The 19,496-nt window shown below is 60.8% G+C and carries 17 protein-coding genes; 6 read left to right on the top strand and 11 right to left on the bottom strand.

Features of this window, described 5'->3' with window-relative positions:
• The first annotated feature begins 62 nt into the window (after positions 1-62).
• Complete coding sequence (locus OK349_RS15515; protein ID WP_265118817.1) at positions 63-1,676, top strand: serine hydrolase domain-containing protein; 1,614 nt, start codon at positions 63-65, stop codon at positions 1,674-1,676.
• A gap of 9 nt (positions 1,677-1,685) precedes the next feature.
• Here OK349_RS15515 and OK349_RS15510 read toward each other — a convergent pair whose 3' ends face one another.
• From OK349_RS15510 to OK349_RS15480, 7 genes are all read right to left on the bottom strand, one after another.
• Positions 1,686-2,543, bottom strand: coding sequence for a sigma-70 family RNA polymerase sigma factor (locus tag OK349_RS15510; RefSeq protein WP_265119296.1), 858 nt, complete (start codon positions 2,541-2,543; stop codon positions 1,686-1,688).
• A gap of 2 nt (positions 2,544-2,545) precedes the next feature.
• The gene (locus tag OK349_RS15505) at positions 2,546-3,016 is read right to left on the bottom strand and encodes a carboxymuconolactone decarboxylase family protein (RefSeq protein WP_265118816.1); all 471 of its coding nucleotides are present in this window, start codon (positions 3,014-3,016) and stop codon (positions 2,546-2,548) included.
• Between the two features lie 141 nt (positions 3,017-3,157).
• On the bottom strand, positions 3,158-3,544 hold the full coding sequence (locus tag OK349_RS15500) for a hypothetical protein (RefSeq protein WP_265118815.1): 387 nt from the start codon (positions 3,542-3,544) through the stop codon (positions 3,158-3,160).
• A 97-nt stretch (positions 3,545-3,641) separates the two neighbouring features.
• Positions 3,642-4,946, bottom strand: a complete 1,305-nt coding sequence (locus tag OK349_RS15495) for a Y-family DNA polymerase (protein ID WP_265118814.1) — start codon at positions 4,944-4,946, stop codon at positions 3,642-3,644.
• A gap of 171 nt (positions 4,947-5,117) precedes the next feature.
• Positions 5,118-5,765, bottom strand: coding sequence for an NHL repeat-containing protein (locus tag OK349_RS15490; protein ID WP_265118813.1), 648 nt, complete (start codon positions 5,763-5,765; stop codon positions 5,118-5,120).
• A 29-nt stretch (positions 5,766-5,794) separates the two neighbouring features.
• Positions 5,795-6,208 (bottom strand): GFA family protein, encoded by a 414-nt coding sequence (locus tag OK349_RS15485; protein WP_265118812.1) that lies wholly within the window; start codon positions 6,206-6,208, stop codon positions 5,795-5,797.
• 29 nt (positions 6,209-6,237) lie between these two features.
• Entirely contained in the window at positions 6,238-7,458 is a 1,221-nt protein-coding gene (locus OK349_RS15480) for an HTH domain-containing protein (protein ID WP_265118811.1), read from the bottom strand.
• Positions 7,459-7,537: 79 nt separating this feature from the next.
• Here OK349_RS15480 and OK349_RS15475 point away from each other — a divergent pair, with 79 nt between their 5' ends.
• Together OK349_RS15475 and OK349_RS15470 are read left to right on the top strand one after the other, a co-directional pair.
• Positions 7,538-7,765: a hypothetical protein gene (locus tag OK349_RS15475; protein ID WP_265118810.1), complete on the top strand. Its 228-nt coding sequence runs from the start codon at positions 7,538-7,540 to the stop codon at positions 7,763-7,765.
• Positions 7,766-7,786: 21 nt separating this feature from the next.
• Positions 7,787-8,482: a DUF899 domain-containing protein gene (locus OK349_RS15470; protein ID WP_265118809.1), complete on the top strand. Its 696-nt coding sequence runs from the start codon at positions 7,787-7,789 to the stop codon at positions 8,480-8,482.
• Between the two features lie 440 nt (positions 8,483-8,922).
• On the opposite strand, the gene OK349_RS15465 is transcribed toward OK349_RS15470, so the two are convergent.
• The gene (locus OK349_RS15465; protein WP_265118808.1) at positions 8,923-10,194 is read right to left on the bottom strand and encodes a site-specific DNA-methyltransferase; all 1,272 of its coding nucleotides are present in this window, start codon (positions 10,192-10,194) and stop codon (positions 8,923-8,925) included.
• The gene (locus OK349_RS15460; protein WP_265118807.1) at positions 10,184-10,534 is read right to left on the bottom strand and encodes a hypothetical protein; all 351 of its coding nucleotides are present in this window, start codon (positions 10,532-10,534) and stop codon (positions 10,184-10,186) included. The genes OK349_RS15465 and OK349_RS15460 overlap by 11 nt, the downstream gene beginning before the upstream one ends.
• A gap of 264 nt (positions 10,535-10,798) precedes the next feature.
• Between OK349_RS15460 and OK349_RS15455 the strand changes: the two genes are divergently transcribed.
• The 3 genes from OK349_RS15455 to OK349_RS15445 are packed head-to-tail and all read left to right on the top strand — an operon-like array spanning position 10,799 to position 15,923.
• Positions 10,799-13,315 carry an ATP-binding protein gene (locus OK349_RS15455; protein ID WP_265118806.1) on the top strand — a complete coding sequence of 839 codons (2,517 nt, stop codon included), beginning with the start codon at positions 10,799-10,801 and terminating at the stop codon, positions 13,313-13,315.
• Between the two features lies 1 nt (position 13,316).
• The gene (locus OK349_RS15450) at positions 13,317-15,086 is read left to right on the top strand and encodes a hypothetical protein (protein WP_265118805.1); all 1,770 of its coding nucleotides are present in this window, start codon (positions 13,317-13,319) and stop codon (positions 15,084-15,086) included.
• Positions 15,087-15,101: 15 nt separating this feature from the next.
• Complete coding sequence (locus OK349_RS15445; RefSeq protein ID WP_265118804.1) at positions 15,102-15,923, top strand: winged helix-turn-helix domain-containing protein; 822 nt, start codon at positions 15,102-15,104, stop codon at positions 15,921-15,923.
• Between the two features lie 157 nt (positions 15,924-16,080).
• Here the strand turns inward: OK349_RS15445 and OK349_RS15440 are convergent, their stop codons facing one another.
• Positions 16,081-19,149 carry a hypothetical protein gene (locus tag OK349_RS15440; protein ID WP_265118803.1) on the bottom strand — a complete coding sequence of 1,023 codons (3,069 nt, stop codon included), beginning with the start codon at positions 19,147-19,149 and terminating at the stop codon, positions 16,081-16,083.
• The gene (locus OK349_RS15435) at positions 19,146-19,490 is read right to left on the bottom strand and encodes a hypothetical protein (protein ID WP_265118802.1); all 345 of its coding nucleotides are present in this window, start codon (positions 19,488-19,490) and stop codon (positions 19,146-19,148) included. Before OK349_RS15435 ends, OK349_RS15440 begins: the two co-directional genes overlap by 4 nt.
• Between the last annotated feature and the right edge of the window lie 6 nt (positions 19,491-19,496).

The following is a 19,496-nucleotide window of genomic DNA, read 5'->3' as shown; positions in this document are numbered from 1 at the left end:
GTTGTAACCGGTTTCATGATACGGCACGCTGCAGCATCGAATCGGGTACGCGGGAGAGGACCATGCGCAGGCGACTTTGGGGACTTGCCGCTGCGGCGCTGCTGCTCGCGGTTCCGGCGCAGGGACGGCAGGACGCCCGGTTCACGGCGCAGCTGCACCGCATCGCGGCGCAACTCGATCTGCCGGGGTTCAGCGCCGTCGTCGTCCGCGACGGCAAAGTCGTCTATCGCCATCACGAAGGCGTCGCCGACCGTGCGGCCGGCACGCCGATTGCGCGCAATTCGCTGTTCGGCATCGCGTCGGTGACCAAGTCGATGACCGGCATCATCCTCGCGCAGCTCGAGGCCGAGGGGAAACTCCGCTTCGACGATCCGCTGCTCGCCTATCCGCTCAACACGGGCTGGCATCCGCCCGAGGGGATCGGCGATCCCAACATCACGATCGGGGACGTCCTCAGCATGAGCGCCGGCGGACGCCCGGGAGCCACTTATGTATATAATGGCGCGCGCTTCAATCTGCTGTCGGGTGTGTTCGACAAGATCAGCCGCATCGAATCCCCGCAAAGCTATGTCGTGCAGAACCGCCAGCGCATCCTGGCGCCGCTCGGCATGAACGACACGATGGCGGGCTATCAGAAAGCCAGCCCGCTCGCGGGGCGCGCGGTCAAACGCTATCAGGCGGAACCCTCGGCCACCGGCTGGCGCTATGTCGAGCGGCCCTATGACTGGGATGCGGCCTATCCCGCCTCGGGCCTGATCTCGACGATCGACGACATGGTCAAATATGCCGCCGCGCTCGATCGCAATGCGCTGATCGACCAGGCCGGCTACGACCGGCTCACCGCGCCGCGCAACGGCCACCCCTATGGCTATGGCTGGTTCACGCAGAAGAGCGCGGACGTGCGGCTGCACTGGGTATTCGGCTATGGCCAGGCGGAATCGGCGCTGTTCCTGCGCGTCCCTGACAAGAAATTGACCTTCATCTTCCTGGCCAATGCCGACACGCCGTCGGCGCTCGCCCAGCTCGACTATGCCGATGTGCTGCGCCAGCCATTCGGACTCGCCTTCCTGAGCGGCTGGGTGACGGGCGACCGGACGATCGATTTCGACCGTCCGGTCGCGGAAATCGCGCAAGCACTGGGTGCGCGCCCCACGCCGATGGCGGTGGAGCAATTGCTCAACGAAGCGCTGCTCCAGGCTTTCCGCGCCCGCATGACGGGCAGCAGCGGCGAGCGGGCGGTTGCGCTGAGCGAGCTCCTGCTACGCGTCGCGCCGGAGCGCTTTGCGCAGCCCGACGTCTATATGTTGCGGCTCCTCTCCGACGTCGCGTCGCCGCGCCTGACGCCAGCCGCGCAGGGACTTGTGGCGAGCTTCGATCTTGATGCGGACCCGCGTCCCGTCACCGCCTTCTGGGGCGGCAATGTCCTCGAGAAGACCGGCAATATTCCGGATGCGATGAAGCTTTATGCGCGGTTGTGCGATCGTCCGGGTTTCGATGACGAGGAAATGAAAGCGCAGGCCTGCGAGCGCCTGGGCCTTCACGAAATCGAGACGGGCCGGACGGCGGAGGGCCGCGCGCATCTGTGGCATTCGGCACGCATCTCGCGGAATGCCAACCAGGGGTGGGAGTTCGACCGGAAGCTCGCGCTGATCGCGCGCGGCGGCAATCCGCGCTGAGCGGGAACCTTAGTGCAGATGCCGCAGCTTGTCCGGGTTGCGGGTGAGATAGATGGCGGTGATGCGGCCGTCCTCGATCTCCAGCGCGGTGGTCTGCAGCTCGCCGTCCGCCTCGAGCGTGACGAAGCCGGGCAGGCCGTTGACGAAGCACGTGCGGACGAGTTTCGAGCCATATTTGCCGAACAGCACGGCGAGCGACTTGTGCAGCTTCATCACGTGCCTGAAGCCGAGCACCACCTGCATCGCCGCGGCGCGCTTGCCGCCGCCGTCGGAGTGCATGCTGACGTCCGCCGCGAGCATCGCGCCGAGTGCGGTCATGTCGCCGGTGCGCGAGGCGGCGAAAAAGGCTTCGGCGATCTCGATCCCGTGCTGCTGCTCGACCTGGAAGCGCGGCCGCGCCTCGCGAACATGCGCGCGGGCGCGTGTCGCGAGCTGGCGGCAGGCGGCGGCGTCGCGGTCGAGCGTCTTCGCCACTTCGTCGAACGACACGCCGAACACGTCGTGGAGCAGGAAGGCGGCGCGTTCGAGCGGCGAGAGGCGTTCGAGCGCGAGCATCAGCGGGAGGGTGACGTCCTCCTCCGGCTCCTCCTCAATCACCGGATCGGGGAGCCACGGGCCGATATAGGTCTCGCGCTGGTGCCGCGCGGACTTGAGCTGGTCGAGGCAGAGGCGCGTGACGATGCGGCGCAGGAACGCCTCGGGCTCGCGCACCACCGAGCGGTCGGTACCCATCCAGCGTACGAACGCCTCCTGCACCACATCCTCGGCATCGGCGACCGAGCCGAGCATGCGATAGGCGACGCGGATGAGCTTGGGGCGCAGCGGGTCGAACGACTCCGCCGCGCCCGCGCGCTCCTGTTCGTTCAGCGTCACGCGACCTGCGCCTGGACGGACTTGATCGCCGCCGGCTCGGTCCACAGGTGGAAGCCGACCGCGAGCCGGTTCCAGCCGTTGATGATGTTGATCATCAGGGTGAGCTTCACCTGTTCCTCCTCGCTGAACTCGGCGGCGAGCGCGTCATAGGCTTCGCGGAGGTTGTGGCCTTCGGAAAGGCGCGTCAAGGCGTCGACCCAGCCGAGCGCGGCGCGCTCGCGCGGGGTATAGTCCGGCGCCTCGCGCCATGCCGACAGCAGATAGATGCGCTTCTCGGTCTCGCCCTTGGCGCGCGCTTCCTCGGTGTGCATGTTGATGCAGTTGGCGCACTGGTTGATCTGCGACGAGCGGATCTTGACCAGCTCGATCAGCGACGGTTCGAGGCTCGCCTCGATCGCGGTGGAGGCCGCGAACCACGGCTTCATCACGCTGGGGGCGGCGGTGTAGGGATTGAGCTTGGCAGTCATGGTCATGCTCCTCATCGGGGTTGCATAGTCATGACGAGCGGGGCGCGGCGGATGTGACATTGCCGGCGAAAAAAGCGGTGCCGCAACGAAAAAGGCCGGCGGTGGATGCCGCCGGCCCTTTCGGTTGGAATTTCGCGCGGATCAGCCCTTGCAGGTGAGCGAGCCCTTGCCCGGAAGCTCGACCGTGGCCGACTTGTCGTTGCCGGTGAGCTTGTAGCCGCCTTCGGCGGTGTAGGGCTGGCCGGCCTCGGGGGCCTTGAGATCGGTCGCCGGGCCGTTCTTCTCGGTGCGCAGCTTGACCAGCTTGTCGCCCTGGAAGAATTCGGCCCACACCACCGCGTTGCCCGGCTGGCAGCGCATCGAGACCGATGCCTTGATCGCCGGCGGCAGCTCGACGGCCGGGGCGTTCTTGAGCTGAGTCTCCATCGGGTCGGGCGAGCGGCTGTCGACCACTTCGGGTTCGGGTTTGCAGGCGGCGAGCGGCAGAAGGACGATCGCGACGGCGGCGGGGAGGAGGCGCATCTTCATAGCGGACGTTCCTTTTGCTTATGCAGCATTTAACGTCAAGACCGACATGATACCGCGGGACAATCGATTTTGCGGTGCAACAGGAAAGTGTCTTGGATCATTCGTGAAATTCATCGAGATCGGGGATGCGGCCGAACGCAATTTTCGTTCCCACGCGATCGATCCGGCTGCCATCCATCGGCCCGACCGAGACCGCGTGGCGCCCGAACTTCTCGTTGATTCGGTCCATCGCCTTGCTCAGCGAGAGAGTACGCGTCTCCCGGGCGAGCGGATCGTTGGGGTCGAGCGCGGCGAACAGCGATTGCTGCTCGCCCTGGAGCGGGGCGATCTCGGCCAGCGTCACGCCGACCATGCGGATCGCGAAGACGCCGGGACGGGTGCGGCCGGCGGCGGCGAGGCGCGGGAAGATCGAGTCGAGCGCATGGAGCACGGTGAAGCTGTCCTGAGTCGAAGGCAGCTTGATCGAGGTGCGCCAGGTCGACTTGTCGTCCTCGAACCGCGCGTGGAGCACGAGCAGGCGGCTGACATAGCCCTTGCGGCGCAACCGGCTGGCGGATTTGAGCGCGAGGCGGCGGGCGGTCAGGCGGGTGGGTTCGAGCCCGCGCTTGCGGGGCGAGAGGACGTGGCTGTGGCCGATGGTGCTGTTCTGCGTGGGCTTCTCGGGCAGGTCGAAGCCGTGCAGCAGATACCAGAGCCGGTCGCCATTGACCCCGCCCCAGGCCGAGCCGGCATCGCGCGGGCGGCGCTCGCACAGCTGGCCGATGTCGAGGATGCCCTGCTGCGCCAGCCGCTTCTCCATCTTGGCGCCGATCCCGGCGATGTCGCGCAAGGGGACGTCGAACAGGCGGTGGGGCAGCATGTCCTGCGTCAGCATGGTCAAGCCGTCGGGCTTCTGCATGTCGCTGGCGAGCTTGGCGAGCAGGCGGTTGGGGGCGATGCCGACCGAGCTGGTCAGACACTCGCCGACATTGGCGCGGATGCCGGCCTTGATCCGCTTCGCCAGCGCGATCGCGGTCGCGGGGTCGTTCTCGTTGTCGAGCAGGCGGCAGGCGACCTCGTCGATCGAGCAGACATGGGTGACCGGGATGTGCCGCCACACCTCCGCGACGATCGCATTGTGGAACTCGACATATTTCTCGTGCTGGCCGGGGGCGATGAGGAGGTCGCGGCACAGGCGCTTGGCTTCCCACACGGGGGTGCCGGTGCGGATGCCGTACTTCTTGGCCTCGACCGAGGCGGCGATGGCGACGGTGGTGTCGCTGTTGACCGGCGCGACGATCACCGGCTTGCCGCGCAGCTCCGGATTCAGCTGCTGCTCGACCGCGGCGAAGAAGCTGTTGAGGTCGAGATACAGCCAGCGCAGCGGCCGCGGGGGCAAGTCGAGGAGAGGCGCCGTCGCCATGCCGGAACAATATAGGAACCGCGCGGTGGAGTCACGCGAGGGTGAGGGGTAGGCCACAATAGCCCCTCTTCTTTCTGGCGCCCAAAAAGAAGAAGATCCTCACCCTCGCACCGCTTCGCGGCGGGGCCCTCCCTCTCCCGCAAGCGGGAGAGGGTTAGAAAAGCAGGCCCTTCAAGCGGCCGCCGCATGACCCGGCCGGCGGATCGCGCGGACCTTGCCGCTCTGGCCGCCGCCCGCGAAGAAGCGGCCGGCGCCGTCGGATTCGAGGCCGGAGATGCCGGTGCTCTCGGGCATGTCGAGCCGCTCCAGCACCTTGCCGCTGTCGGGATCGATGCGGCGCAGGTCGCTGGCATCGTCCTGCCAGGTGCCGTGCCACAGCTCGCCATCGACCCAGGTGACGCCGGTGACGAAGCGGTCGGACTTGATCGTACGCAGCACCTTGCCGGTCGCTGGATCGATCTGGTGGATGCTGGCGGCGCGATATTCGCCGACCCAGAGCGAGCCTTCGGCCCAGGTGAGGCCGGAGTCGCCGCCCTTGCCGGGGGCGGGGATGGTCGCGAGCACCGCGCCGGTCCTGGGATCGACCTTGCGGATCACCGCCTCGGCGATCTGCCAGAGGTGGGTGCCGTCGAACGCGGTGCCGGCGTCGGCGGGAACATCCACCCCGCCGGTGATCTCGCCGCTGTCGGGGTCGAGCGCCTCGATGCGCTCGCCGGTGGCGAACCAGACGCGCGCGCCGTCGAAGCTGACGCCGGCGACGTCGCCGGTGGGAAAGGGGCCGTATTCGCGGATGATTTCTGCGGATGCTGCATGGTTCATGTCATTTCTCCGGCTTGAGGGGCGGGGGATCACATCGGGGGCATTTTGTCGAAGGCGGTGAGCGCGGGATCGAGATGATCCCAGGCCTGACGCGCGGCGGTCCACAGCACCACCTGCGGATGGTAGCGCGACGGATCGTCGAGGCTGCCGGCGCTCGCCACGAACACCTCGGGCATGTCGGGGAAGGCGATGTAGACGGGCGAGCCGCATGTCGGGCAGAAAGCGCGATGCTTGCGGGTGCCGCCCTCGCCGACCATTTCCCAGAAGCTGGGCTGGCCGCTGGTCTCCACCTGCGCGCCGACGAAGGTGACGTGCGCAGCATGGCCGGTGCCGCTGTCGCGTTGGCACTGGCGGCACTGGCAGAGGTTCATCATCGCCGGTTCGCTCGAGACCTGGTAGCGGATCGCACCGCAGGCGCAGCCGCCGGTATAGGGTTCGGTCATGTCGTCACTCCTTGGTTGCGGAGCCAGACCTAAGCCCCCGGCAGAACCGCCGGGAGTAACAAGCTTGTCGGGAAACCCACGGTCTGCCGCGCCATCCAGCGGCGCGCGCGGCCGCGGCCGAATCCGTCGGCCTTGCCCGCCGCCGTCAGCACCTCGAGCGCGCGCTGGACGGTGCGCGGGCTGACGTCGAGCGCGAGCGCGAGCGCCGAGCTCGACCAGGCCTCGCCATCGGCGAGCAGCGCCAGCACATCGGCATGGGCTTCCTCCTGCGGGGGGAGGAGCAGCGCGACCGCGCGGCCGGCACGTGGCTTCAGAATGAAACCGTCCTCGGTGGCGCTGACCTCCGCCAGGGATTCGAGCTCGGCGCGCAGCCGGCCGATCTCGACGCGCAGGCGGGCGCGATGCGACTCGTCGGCCTCGCGGGCGCGGAACGCGCGCTGGAGCAATTGGAGGCGCGGAACGTCGCCCGGCCACGCCTCGGCCAGCGTGCTGGCGAGCGCGAACAGCACCGGGCGGCTGGCGAGCGGGACGGTGGCCTTGCGCGCCCGTATCACCGTGCGGCAGGCGTCGATGACCAGCGTATCGGAGGCGAGCAGCGCCTCGACCTCGGCAAGGCCGAGCAGCCGCGCGTCCTCTTGCGTCACCAGCCGAGCGGCGGGTGCCTCGAACGCGCGGACCGCCTGATCCACCTCGGCAACGAGCGCGGGGATGCCGGCCTGATGCGCGGCGCTGGCTGCACGGTCGAGCGCGGCACGGGCGGGTGCGGCCTCGATGCGGCGCATCGCGATGCCCGCCGCCACCAGCCAAGCGCCGGCGCGCGACGCGAGCGGCAGCGCATCGGCATCGAGGGCGGCGAGCGTCGCTGCGGCATCCTCGAGCCGCCCGATCAGCAGCAGGCGCCGCGCCTCGAGATAGCCGGCATGCGCGGCATTGGCGCGGTCGCCATGCGCCGCGAGCGTGGCGCGCGCGGCGTCGAGACCGCGCATCGGTGCGCCGAGATCGCGCGAGACCAGCGCGATCTCGGCCTCGGCGACGATGCAGCGGGCGCGTGCCACCGGCTCGCGCGTTCCGAAGGCGCGGGCGGCGCGGCGCAGCAGATCGCGGGCGCGGGCCAGGTCGCCGAGCTGCGCCATGGCGATACCGCGCAGCGCGAGTGCAGCCGGGTCCTCGCGCAGCGCGACGCGGTCGAGCGCAGCGAGCGGATTGCCCGCGGCGAGCGCTCGAGCGGCGGCGTTGATCAGCGAGTCCATCTAAATCGCGTCACACTTGTAACTCTCACCCGGCGCGCGGCGCACCTAGGTTCAGGATCGAACCGCAGGAGCTGCGAACATGGCAAGGTCCGAACCCGCGAACAAGCAAGCCCCGGCGCACTGGCTGGCGCTCGCCGCCGCGCCGGCCTTCGCCGCGATGGCGCTGATCTCGGCCGCCGACGCCCCGCCGCTCGCGCTCTGCGCGGCGGGCGCCACGCTGCTGCCGATCGACGGCATGACCGCGATGTACCTGCTGATGAGCCTGTTCCACCTGCCGCCCTGGCTGAGGTTTGCCGGGCGCGGCTGACGATCAAGAAGGAGACGAGAGATGCAACACGAAATCGTATCGCGCGAGGAATGGATGACCGCGCGCAAGGCGCTGTTCGAGAAGGAACGCGCGATGACCCATGCGCTCGACGAATTGCGCGCCGAGCGGCGCGGGCTGCCCTGGGTGCGGGTGCAGAAACATTATGTATTCGAAGGGCCGGACGGGCCGCGCACGTTGGGCGACCTGTTTGGGGAGCGCAGCCAGCTCGCCGTCTATCACTTCATGCTGGCGCCGGGATCGGAGCATCTCTGCCCCGGCTGCTCCTACACGATGGACCACACCGACGCGGCGCGGCAGCATTTCGAGCATGCCGACCTCGCCTTTGCCGCGGTGTCACGTGCGCCGGTCGAGCAGATCGAGGCGGTCAAGCAGCGGATGGGCTGGACCTTCCCCTGGGTCTCGTCGGACGAGGGCGACTTCAACTATGACTTCTGCGTCTCGTTCAAGCAGGAGGACCGGGAAGCGGGGACCGCGCTCTACAACTACGGACTGACGCAGATCCAGCGTAGCGCCGACATGTTCGGGGTGAGCGTGTTCGCGAAGAACGACGCGGGCGAGATCTTCCACAGCTACTCAACCTATCATCGCGGCACCGAACTGCTGATGGGTGCGATGAACTGGCTCGACCTGACGCCCAAGGGCCGCAACGAGACCGGCGGGACGATGAGCTGGGTGCGGCTGCACGACGAATATTGAGGGCTTCGCGCGAGAGCGCGCCGACATTCGAGGACGAGCTATTCCTCCCCCTCCGGGGGGGGGGTATAGTGATATTGGACAGTAATTGCTCCTATGACCACAGTTGGGCCAGTAGCAGATGATCGGCTTTCGAGAGGGATGGGTGGGCATCCTAATCAATCCGGCCGGTTCGGCGGCTTGTTGATCGCAATCAGATCACTATCAGCCGACGCGATGAAGGCGTCGAAATCATTCTAATCTGCAGGCTATTAGAACGAAGGTTTCCGAAGAAAATGCCATGCGTGACCAACGGCGTGGCGATGCCCGAGGAAAGGGCGTGCGGGCTACCGAGCGAGAACATGCATGAGGTAGCTGAATCCACACTAGCCCTTTCGTTACTTGTCGCCGCATCGTCACTCGCCGATGCACAGAGTTGAGTGCAAATCTCTAGTCGCCCGCAATCAACACTTCTGCAGTCGATGGAAAAGTACCACTTCACGCGCGCCGCCCGTCTGCCCACGGCTCGTAGCGTGCCATTTCCGATTTGGGACGATACGCCACAGTCGGCCATCTTCTTCGCTGATCAGACACGAAAGGCCGAGTTCCTGCCAGCCCGAGTTTCTCGCGACTTCTAGATAGCGGTTCAATTGCCACTCTGGATTGGCGAATGCCACGACCTGCACCAATGTGGTCTTGTCATCTGCTATAGCGGCAAGCGACCGAAGCGCTTCCTCCAACTGCTCGAAATAAGTACGGAGTCCATGAGCCTTGCGCCCGCCCATTGTGTAGTAACTTTCACCGGAACCGTCCAAGGCTTTTGCAATGAAGAACGGCGCGGGCGATTCCTTTCGTCCATCAACCTGCCAACGGTGATAGAGGACGTGTACGCCTGGGTATGGCGGGCTCGTGATGATTAAGCGTGGGGGACCCGCCTCGCGAACATGCGCGTCCGTTTCAAGGCCGATAATAGAACGATTGATGACTGTTGGACAAGCAATCGGGTGCTCGCGAACGGCTTCATGAAGTGCCACTGCACCTCTCGAAATCCCCTCGGAGCTGGCTTCCAGTATTCGCCGAAAATCCGCCATGGAAGGCAACTGCTTTCGTCCGTCGAGAGCCCAGTGCGCGGTACGCAATACTGCACAACGAGCCAAATCTTCGAACACAGGATCAGCAATTTCTTCAATCGCAGCAATGGCTTGCGCAATTGCCTTTCGAATGCGCCAACGCTTGGAGCTATTGAGGTTGCGAAAGTATCCGAGCTGGACCCAGCTTTCGAAAGCAGGCTCTGGGCGATGAACATTAATCTGATTAGTGACATGACCTGCTAGCTGCAGAAAAACTTCAGCTTGGTCTGACGATAGGCGGAGCAATTTTGTCTTGGAGACGAACGTCGCCAAAGTACTAATATCGCTACCGACCGCGTTTCTTCCACGGGCATAAGCCTCAACAAGCGTTGTTCCACCGCCAACGTATGGATCAACAACTAGATCACCAGGATCGGTAAACGTATCAATGGCTTGACCGACGAAGACTGGTGAAAAGCGAGCTGGGTAGTGGTAATGCCGGTGAGTCAGGCCTTCAACATTTCGTGGATCACGCGCGGTTTCGACAAGCGCGGCCTCTTCCTGTGCTGACAGCGTCAAATATTCCGAGGGTCGTGATGCCGGCGCCGCGACGAGCGGGTCTGTTCTGAAATTGACAGGCTGCGGCGACTGAATTTCAACGCTCATTTGCATGACCCTCCCGGCCAATATCCCGTTGGATAATCCCGGTCATGTATCGGAGCACTTGAAGTGCCACTCCGGGAACATCCCGAACAATCTGTATCGTTTCCGTATCAAATGTATCACTTTTCTGCGCAGGCGGATTACCTTGCGCAAAAAGTTCAAGTTTTTTCCATAATTCGCTGCGGACCGCTGGCGTTACCGCTCCCCGCGATTTACGAATTCGATTTATCCTGAGCCTTGTTGTACCCACACGACGAGCGGCTTCGGATTCATTGCCGCCGGCTGCATCGACGAGTGCCTCGACGGCGTTATAGAGGGCGGTGTCGGGATGGACTTTTGGCATCGTGTTTCATGATGTATCGCATGTTTGTCTTATGCGCAACAACCGATACACCGTGATGGCCGTCGTTACAGATGCGTTCTTATCTCGTGGGCGAGGGCTCGTGCTCAACCTGGGCGAGCCGTCCACCGCTCCACCCAGTCAGCAAATCCATCGGGCCAATTGCATTCTCTCGGAGTGTCGGCTTACTGGTCTAACAATGCCGTAGTTGCTGTCCCGTGCTCGCATGGCTACGGTGAGTTGGAGGGCGCTTAAGGGGCATGCTTTGTGACTGATGAACGGGGCGCCCTACGTGTTGGCGCACACGTACTTGTTCAACTTGGGAGCGAACTCGTCACTGACGTCGAGCAAGCGCTACTTGAGTGCGTTAAGAACGCCTACGACGCTGACTCACCTGGTTGCAGAATTAAAATTCAAACCGAGGAGCGGGGCCACCTTGAGGAGAGCGATAGCTCCGAGGCCCTCTACAAGTTTCGGGATCCGGCAGAAAATGTGACCGTCAGGTTCGTGACGGAAGATGGCAGCCCTCTTCAAAGGCAGCCCGATCCGCCCGCCCCCATTGTGCGAAGGATCGAGTATCAGGGTAGAATATCGATTGAAGACTCAGGGACGGGAATTTCCTTTGAAGACCTGAGCAGATCATGGCTGGTGATCAGTGCGTCGATTAAGCGCAGTGGGAATGATGGGCCAAAGAGCAAGACTGTGCTCGGCCGCACGCCCTTAGGGGACAAGGGATTGGGCCGCCTTGGAACGATGAAACTCGGCGACATCCTGCTCGTTGAGTCGGCAACGTCTCCCTCAGGTGAAATCGCCTCCGCGTGGTTTCGATGGGCGGACTGCGAGCGCGCGCAGACGGTTGACGAAATCCCCGTAAAACTTTCCCGAACTGAGAACACCACTGGCTTTAAGGGGACACGTGTTTCCGTCCTTGGATTACGGGACCTGGAGGAGTGGCGGCGAAAAGACCGATTAGGGGAAGTTACGCGCAGCCTAGCCCGACTGATCTCTCCCTTTGAGGCCGCTTCAACCTTTCCAGTTACTGTCGAGCTGAACGAGGGAGAGCAATCGCTGGCGCTCGTCACGGAAGAGCTGCTTGCAAGAGCCGTCGCCGATTTTCAATTTGATTGGCAGAACATCGACGGAAAGCCAGTCCTTATCGCGAAAGCAAGGCTGCATCGCCGTCTTCTGACCTCCCAGCGCACTCGAGCTCTGCGCGAGAGGACTGCTAGAGTCTTTGAGGAGGATGGAGGAAGGGCGTTTGCAGAGTATCTCAAAAGCAGCCGGCGCTTGAAGGGCTACGCAAGCAAGACTATCGATCCACAAACGCCATGGTTCGCCGAGATTGAGCATATATATAAAGGATCGGACCTTTTCTCGAAATCGGACCATTCAACACAGAATCCTGGCATATTCTCTGGAGCATTTTACTTCTTCCATTTTGTAGGTGATGAAGAAGATCAGACAGGGGCGGCATCTGGAACTGGAGCAAATCTACGTATCGTTCGGGATTTGGCAGGAATCGCAATATTAAGGGACGGCTTCCAAGTTAGAAACCGAGGAGATTGGCTCGGCCTGTCTGCGGGCATGACTTCCGGAAGCACCTACAATCTCCGACCTGAAAATACACTTGGATATTTTTCGCTCAGTGGCGAAAGAAATTATAGGCTTACTGAAAAATCTGACCGGGAAGGATTTGTTGACAACGCCGCCTATCGGGGGTTCCTCGCTATTGCTCGCACTTGCCGTGATTTTGCAAATGATGCGATTGTAAATGTACGCAGGTCACTTGACGAATATGATAAAGAGCTAAAGGACGCTCAGAGATCAACCACCTCTTCTGATGACGATCTCTCGCGGGTCGGCTCCCTGGCGGAAGCTACTACTAAATTAAGTGAGCTTATTACAAGCATTGCGCATGAAGTGTCGCAACTGGGCAGCGAGAAGAACGACAACGAAGAACGTAAAAATCGTGTCATTGCCCTCACAAAGAATGCGGAGAGCCTATCGAGCGCCGCTATGTCTGGGGCCGAGTCTCCTGAGATTCTCGTAGGCCGCATCGAAAGGGAGCTTAACGAAGGCCGTGAACGAACAATCGCGCTCATCGAAAGCGCTGCTGCTGGCCTAGCCTCACGCGGGCTTACCCACGAGCTAAGAGCGCACCTTGCTGAAATTAGGCATCGAGTGACTAACATCGAGCGGAGCGCTGGAGTCAGCCGAGAGGTCTCTGCCCATCTCACTGCTATTCGAAGGTCGTGTAACGCGATTGCTCAAGCCGCTGCGCAGGTGGACCCCTTAATACCGCGCGTACGCGAGCCAAAGAACTCGTTCTCGGTGGATAGTGTGATTAGATCCTATTTCGAGCAAAGAGCAGGGATTCTGAGTACGGTGGATATCTCCGTGGAAGTGACGGGTGGCGATCTCGTTGTCCGCATGAGCGAGTCGAGGCTGCTACAAGCAATCGACAATCTAACCAGAAATAGTATTTTTTGGTTGAGCCAGCTCCCTAAAGGTCGAGATAGGCGCATTGATGTGGCTGTTGATCAGCGAGGTTTCATATTCTCGGATAATGGCCCCGGGATTGATCCGCTTGTAGAAGAAACATTATTCGACCTATTTGTTACGACACGGCAGCATGAACAGGGCGGGCAAGGTCTCGGATTGTTCATATCGAGCGAACTACTTGCACTCGATGGCTGCAGCATTTCGCTGTTGCCGGATCGGAATCGGAATAGGAGAAAATATAAGTTTTTCATCGACTTATCGGTAGTTCGTCGAGGAAGCTAGTATGGCATTGGGGGATATCAAGGCAGCGCTCGGTATCGATCGGGTGATTTGGATCGACGACGTTTTTGGAGATCCCGTTGTTGATCTCGCTATTTTGGCTAGAGCGCACCCGAACATTCAAGATGAGTTTCCCGAACTCAGGGCTGCTTTCCAGATTGAAGGCTTCGGCGATGTGGACGCTGAGTTAGCTCAGGCTATTCGCGATCTTGGTGACGACCGCCGCACGGCGCTACGGGAAGTATTGCTTCAGCAGGATGCCGAGCAGGCGCCTACACAGGAACTGTCGGCGGATGTTATTGAGGAGGCTTGCGGTCATCTCGGGGTCGCTAAAGAGGATCGATGGGCATTCCAAGAGGGGGATGCGCAGCTCGCCCAGAATAATGGCGATGATGCTTCAGTTGCGTACGTGATTGACCTGAAAGAAGGAGGAGGCCCGGGGCAACGTGGATTGGACATGTTGGCTCAACTGCGCGCTGCGAATTCAGCGGGAGTAGCTTTTATCCTGACCCACGAAGCTGCTATAGGTGGTGAAGCAGTCCTTGAAACTCAACTTGCAGATGCAATAGCTGGCGCAGCTGGCGCGCAAGTCGCACTTCCCCAGCCGTTGACGGTAATTTCGAAGGGAAGACTAACTGCGGACGGTGCTAATATCGAAGGCGCGCTCTCCATTGCTTTAAAACGAGCTGGATTGCGACGGACTTTGCATAGAGTTTTGACCGCTGCATCAAGTCGTGCATCCGAGGCGTATAAAGCGACCGCGGCGTCTTTACTTACGGTTGAACCGGAACGGTTGGAACAGTTTGTATATGAGCGAGGTAGAGTGGAGGGCGTCTCAGAGCTGAGTGTTGTCGAGAGAGCTCTTAGCGCTGGTGCTTCCAAGGATTTGCGAACCTTCTTTGCCTCTAACGCTATTGTCCTTGCGGGTATGTCGGCTTTGCGCGCCTTACAGAGTATCCCACTCGACACTAGAGCCCAGGATGCGGGGCCTATCCTCGCGGACCTACGAAACTCTGAGGTCTGGGATGGTAGTGAAGTGATCAACGCAGCCTTCACACCGCTCGCAAATGGAGATGTGTTTTGTTTTGATAACAAAGATCCTAGTTCACCAAATTCGCCTCGACTTTTTGTACTTCTGGGTCAACCGTGTGACATTATGCTACGACCAGACGGAAGGCGCGTAAGTGACGTAGCTATGCTCGTGCCGTTGATCGAGCAGGGTGACGACGGCTTGCCGGTCCCAGATCCTAACGACCCGCATGAAGATGATTCCGACAAATCGCCAGAGCTGCCTTTTCGCTTCCAGTCAAAGAAATTCAAACTCGATCTGCGTAGGTTGGCATATGTCCGATTGGATGTGCTCGATCTGGCCTGCCTACGTCCGGATGGTTGTGTGAGGGTTGAAGCCGGTCACAGTCCGCCGTCTGGATTATTGGCCGGAGGAAAATCTATCTACGAAAGACGAACTAGTGCTGCGGATAGTTGTCTTGCGGCACCAGTTCCAATAGCCGCAGCGCCTGGTCAGCGAATGCCGATCGACGATCGACTCCTGCTCACGATGAGTAGTAATGCGCCTTGGGAGCGCGTCCGTATGGGAGTGCGTATGGAAGCGTACGTGCCACCTCCTGGTCATCATCTGCAGGCTTTGCCCGATAGAGTAACTTGGTTCTTACGAAGAGAAGGCCGGATTCGCGCACCGTACTCGGCGTTCCTGCTTGAACGAGCCCTAAGGACGCTAGGGAGGCGCGCCTTCGATAGCGATTACACCATTTGAGGAGCCGTTAGTGGAGTGAGGAAGGGGGCGGGCACTGAACGGCTCGAACGTTTCGACCATCATCGCGGGGTGTTCATTTTGGCTAAGGTTCGCAGTCGTATAGCTAGAGATATCCAGCCAGTTAGATCTCGCTACCTCTATATGATTGCATTGCTAGATTTCATCCGGCGCCGTGGGCCTACGTCTCCACAAGACGCCTATCGATGGATGATTGAGCAAGGTATTGCTCGCAAGGATGATCAGGTCATCATTCAGAAGGATGGCGGATCAAGGTTTCACAAGGAGGTCCGATTTGCCCGGCAGGAGCTTTTCGGCGCAAGTTTGATTAAGCGAGAGCGAAACGGGAAGTGGGGTTTAACGCCTGCTGGCGAAACCACTTTTCTTACCGTTGACGGTGCCAGGGCCCTTGTTGCTCGGCGCCATGGTGCTGCCGGTGCGGATGTGGAGGGAGAAGTTCTATCAAGTGAGGGATTTGCTCCGACTAGGGGGCCCGTCCCGGTAGATTGGGTCGGGACAATCGTCCGCTCCACAAAGTCGTTGTGCTGGACGTATGCGATGCAGTTCGGCCAAACCTCGATTTGGAAAATTGGACTTGCGTGTGACGTTGACGGTCGCGCTAGGCAGCTGAATCAGCACATTCCGCATGAAGTAATTCAGGATAAATGGATGTCGGCTATCCGCCATCCATGGAACAATGCAGCAGAGGCTTACAAAATGGAGCAGTTGATCCTGACTGAATTAAGTGATGTTAGGACTGCTGGCGAAAGAGTACGATGTTGCCGAGAGCGGGTGGACCGCGCTTGGCATGACTCACTTCATAAAATGGCGCTTGAATGATCGTGCGATCCGAAGCTTACTTACCTGCAGTGCGATGGAAACGAACTGTTCGGATCGTCCCACATTAGCCGTTTAACCGAGATCTATCCGACGTCTGCTTCGGAAATCGGCAAAGGGCCCGAATGACCGAGTTGAGGGCGCATTGCTGCGTGTTCGATTACGAATGGAGCCTGCGCCGTAGGTTCGACGGGTCAATCCCTAAACGCCGCGCCGTGTGACGCAGTCCATCGCGTTTCACAGCCACTCGCAGCCCTTCCAGCTCTGTTTTCCGATCCCGGTTGAGTTTCACACGTAAGTTAAGCGCTGCCGGAAGGCGTACCGCGACAACCTGAGTTGCGAGGGTGTTTGAATCGCCTTTCGAGGCTATCGCCAGCTTCCGTACTCTTGCGACGGGAATGCCCAACGCCTTCGCTGCGGTTCGTTCGCCAAATTGATCGATCAGCGATTGAAGCTTTGTAGATAGATCATCGACAGGCTGATCGTAGGCGATCTCACTATCGAGATTGAGACCAAGCAGAGCTTGCCGCTCCCAATCATACGATTCCTTGCCAATCAAGCGAACACCGGTCGCCCGCACATGCCGTCGCAATGTCTCGCCACGGTCAACAAAATTGCCATTCAGAAATTTGCTCTCCGGTGACAGATGATATTGCGCCAAGGTTTCGGCGTAGGTTTTCAAGTGGCCAACCGGAACCGGCAGGCCGGTATCCCGATCGAACGCATGATCGGCCGCCTTGGCGACATCCTGATCGAATGGTGCGACAGGCCTGCGCTTCGCCACCTTTCGCGGCCGACCCCGTTTGCGCTTACCGATGACCGGCTCGCAATTGAGCTGGGCGGCTTCACTCATCGCGAGCATGAAATTGAACGGCTTCACCTGATCACGATAGGCGCGGGTTGAATTGTAGGGATTGAACCAGCGCAGGAGATCGGGTGAGGTCGCGGCGTATCGGCTGAGGGCTGCCCGACGCATGACGGTATCGTTCGCGAAGGACAGCCGATCAAGAGTGCCGTTCAGTGCCGCTGACACAATCCGATACCATAGGTCGCAGTGCCAGTGAGCGATTCCCTCGCCCAGAACAGACGGATGCGGCGCAGGAATACCGGCATTTGTTTCACCGGCCTGATACGGTGAGAGCAAATGTCCTAAACCATGCGCCGATACCTTGCGCAGGATTGGCCGGTCGTCGCGGCCTAGGTTGAACAATGCATAGCGCTTCGACGAAATCGCCAGACAATGGAGTGGTTCGGGTTCGCCTGTTTCGAGTGACTGGTTGACCTCTTCAATTTCTAGGATCGACCCGGCAAAATCATACGGATTGAGCGCCGCAAACCAATCGACAATCTTGATGACGCGCTCGTGAAATGTATCGCGCGATAAATCAGACGGCTTCGCAATCGCCAGACTGTCGGTATCGCAGAACGCCCATCCTAAGCCGTGATCGCCGATCAGTCGTTCGCCAATCGCTAACATCAAGCGGGCCGCGCTGGTAATCAACGTCGCGATCAACGGATGGAAATACGGTCCCGGTTCCTCGATCTTGTCGGCACGAAAGCTGAAAGGATCTCCGATCGCACTTTTCACCGTGACGGCGCGCTTCTCCGGTTGACGGACAACATTTACCTCCATCCACACGCCATAGCTGGTCGAATTGGCGCAGATTTTGAGCGCGTTCTGCTCGATATTGAGGACGGCCCGCGCATCGCCTTCGGCGGCATCCCTTGCTTGCTTGGTCCTTTGGCGCAGTTCGGTGACGCGCTTGAAGAAATCATCCGTTTGCGGATCGACACGAAACGCGGGATTGCCGTTGACATCGATCGCGCGAAGCCCGGTTTGTACCGGCCCCGGCGCAAACGTCACGGCTTCCACAACTTCGGGAGTTTGGCCGGTAAGGAGTTTCGCCGTAATGCAGTCAGCGAGCGTAAACCAGAGCGGTTCGCTGGTGAGGTGGTTCGCACCAATCGTATGCTGCGCCCCACCGCCGTAGCTGGCGCGAACGGGAAAGATGTCTCCTACCGGCTTCACTCGCACCAAGGTCGCGAGCTCGGGCCAGACCGCTTTCTTCTGCAAAGCATCGAGATCGATATTGGCGAGGAAGGTGCGCGTTTCGGCTGTGCTGCTCGTCCAAGTGACACCCTCGGCAATTGCGAAGCGCCATAATCCCATCAGCGTGCAAACGGTCGGATACATCGCCAGGAAGTCGCAGAGCATCACCTCACATATCTCGCGCCGTATCCGCACCTCCGATCGGCCGCCGAAATAGGCGCTCATGATATAGGCGGTGCGCTGGGTCGGGAAATCAGGCTGACTCTTCTGCCATGGCACGATCCCTATCCCTCGAAGATAGGCTTTCCCGATACTCGCCTCGCTATAGACTTTTTCCGGCGCGAGATCGGACAGATTCAAGCTAGCTAACCGATCGCGCAGTGCGACATAGCATTCCCACGTCGTTTGCACGTCGCGCGCGGCGTAGCGGATCATCGCATCGTCGATCGGCCCATCGAAATCATCATGCGCTAGCTTGGGGTTTTCGACGCCGAGAAACTGCCCCAGCGTATCGAGTGAGAAGCCACGCGACAGCAGCGCGCTTGCGATCGTTTTGACATCGACAAAATGACCAGCGCGATGCGGCTTCAACGTGCCGCGTTTGCGGGCGCTGCGCGCATCGAGCTGTCCCATGACGCCAGCGAAGCGAATGAACGCAGCTCGGCGCGACAGGTGTTTGACTTGAACATGCGGGTAGATTTTCTGGCGGGACAGCGTGAAGCTGAAGCCGCCGCGCATCTCACGTCGCGCTGGACCATGCGCGATAGCGAGCCGCGAAATATCGAATGGCAGGTTGAAGCCGATGATCGTCGCGCGAAGCTGCCAGCCGATCCGGAAGAAAACATCATCGACAAAGGCATCGCGGGAAAGGAGTGTACGGTCGTTTTCCGCCGCATATGCTTGAAGCGTCGCCAATTCGGCCGCCGACACGCCTTCGGGATCGTAGAAAATACCACTCTCGCGCAGTGCATCGCGATACCGGACTTGGTAGGTGCCGAACCGCAATGCCTGATCTGGACCGGTCGTTGTTTCGGTATCGAAGATGATTGCCCAGCCCGACGCCCCCAACGGCTGCTTGCGACGCCCTTCACGGACTGGTGCACGCAGCTCGCTAAACTGCGGGCCAGCGTAGCAGCGCAAGGCGATGCGCAGCTCGTCGCTGATCGGTGGGATCGTCATTGCAACGCCGCCTGCTCGATCAGCAACGCGGAAAACGCATATAGCCGCTCGACAATCACGCGCAGCATATCGGCCAAGCCGCGCAGGAAGCGGCCGATCGAGTCGAGCATCGGATCGCCTCGCGCGATTGGCGGATAGTCACGCTGATCGTCGCTCACTTTACGATGGCAATTGCGACATAGGCACACGACCGCTGCATCGTGTTGCTGGCCAGCGACATGGTGCAGTTCCATGCACCGCCAATCGCTTTCGCCGCACATCGCGCACGCTGGATCATTGCTATCTAGCGCCTCGAGCCGCGCTTGCTTGCGAGCCTCTCTTTTCAGATCGTCGTCGAGCACGGATTT

It is taken from the genome of Sphingomonas sp. BT-65 (genome assembly GCF_026107375.2).
Taxonomy (GTDB): domain Bacteria; phylum Pseudomonadota; class Alphaproteobacteria; order Sphingomonadales; family Sphingomonadaceae; genus Sphingomonas.
Note: the sequence above shows the minus strand (reverse complement) of the source record. Positions and strands in the feature narration are given on the sequence as shown.

Coding starts and splice junctions, on each gene's coding strand:
- OK349_RS15465 (WP_265118808.1), bottom strand. CDS start 10,194: ATGAGCGTTGAAATTCAGTCGCCGCAGCCTGTCAATTTCAGAACAGAC.
- OK349_RS15485 (WP_265118812.1), bottom strand. CDS start 6,208: ATGACCGAACCCTATACCGGCGGCTGCGCCTGCGGTGCGATCCGCTAC.
- OK349_RS15480 (WP_265118811.1), bottom strand. CDS start 7,458: ATGGACTCGCTGATCAACGCCGCCGCTCGAGCGCTCGCCGCGGGCAAT.
- OK349_RS15470 (WP_265118809.1), top strand. CDS start 7,787: ATGCAACACGAAATCGTATCGCGCGAGGAATGGATGACCGCGCGCAAG.
- OK349_RS15500 (WP_265118815.1), bottom strand. CDS start 3,544: ATGAAGATGCGCCTCCTCCCCGCCGCCGTCGCGATCGTCCTTCTGCCG.
- OK349_RS15460 (WP_265118807.1), bottom strand. CDS start 10,534: ATGCCAAAAGTCCATCCCGACACCGCCCTCTATAACGCCGTCGAGGCA.
- OK349_RS15450 (WP_265118805.1), top strand. CDS start 13,317: ATGGCATTGGGGGATATCAAGGCAGCGCTCGGTATCGATCGGGTGATT.
- OK349_RS15490 (WP_265118813.1), bottom strand. CDS start 5,765: ATGAACCATGCAGCATCCGCAGAAATCATCCGCGAATACGGCCCCTTT.
- OK349_RS15515 (WP_265118817.1), top strand. CDS start 63: ATGCGCAGGCGACTTTGGGGACTTGCCGCTGCGGCGCTGCTGCTCGCG.
- OK349_RS15475 (WP_265118810.1), top strand. CDS start 7,538: ATGGCAAGGTCCGAACCCGCGAACAAGCAAGCCCCGGCGCACTGGCTG.
- OK349_RS15495 (WP_265118814.1), bottom strand. CDS start 4,946: ATGGCGACGGCGCCTCTCCTCGACTTGCCCCCGCGGCCGCTGCGCTGG.
- OK349_RS15440 (WP_265118803.1), bottom strand. CDS start 19,149: ATGACGATCCCACCGATCAGCGACGAGCTGCGCATCGCCTTGCGCTGC.
- OK349_RS15505 (WP_265118816.1), bottom strand. CDS start 3,016: ATGACTGCCAAGCTCAATCCCTACACCGCCGCCCCCAGCGTGATGAAG.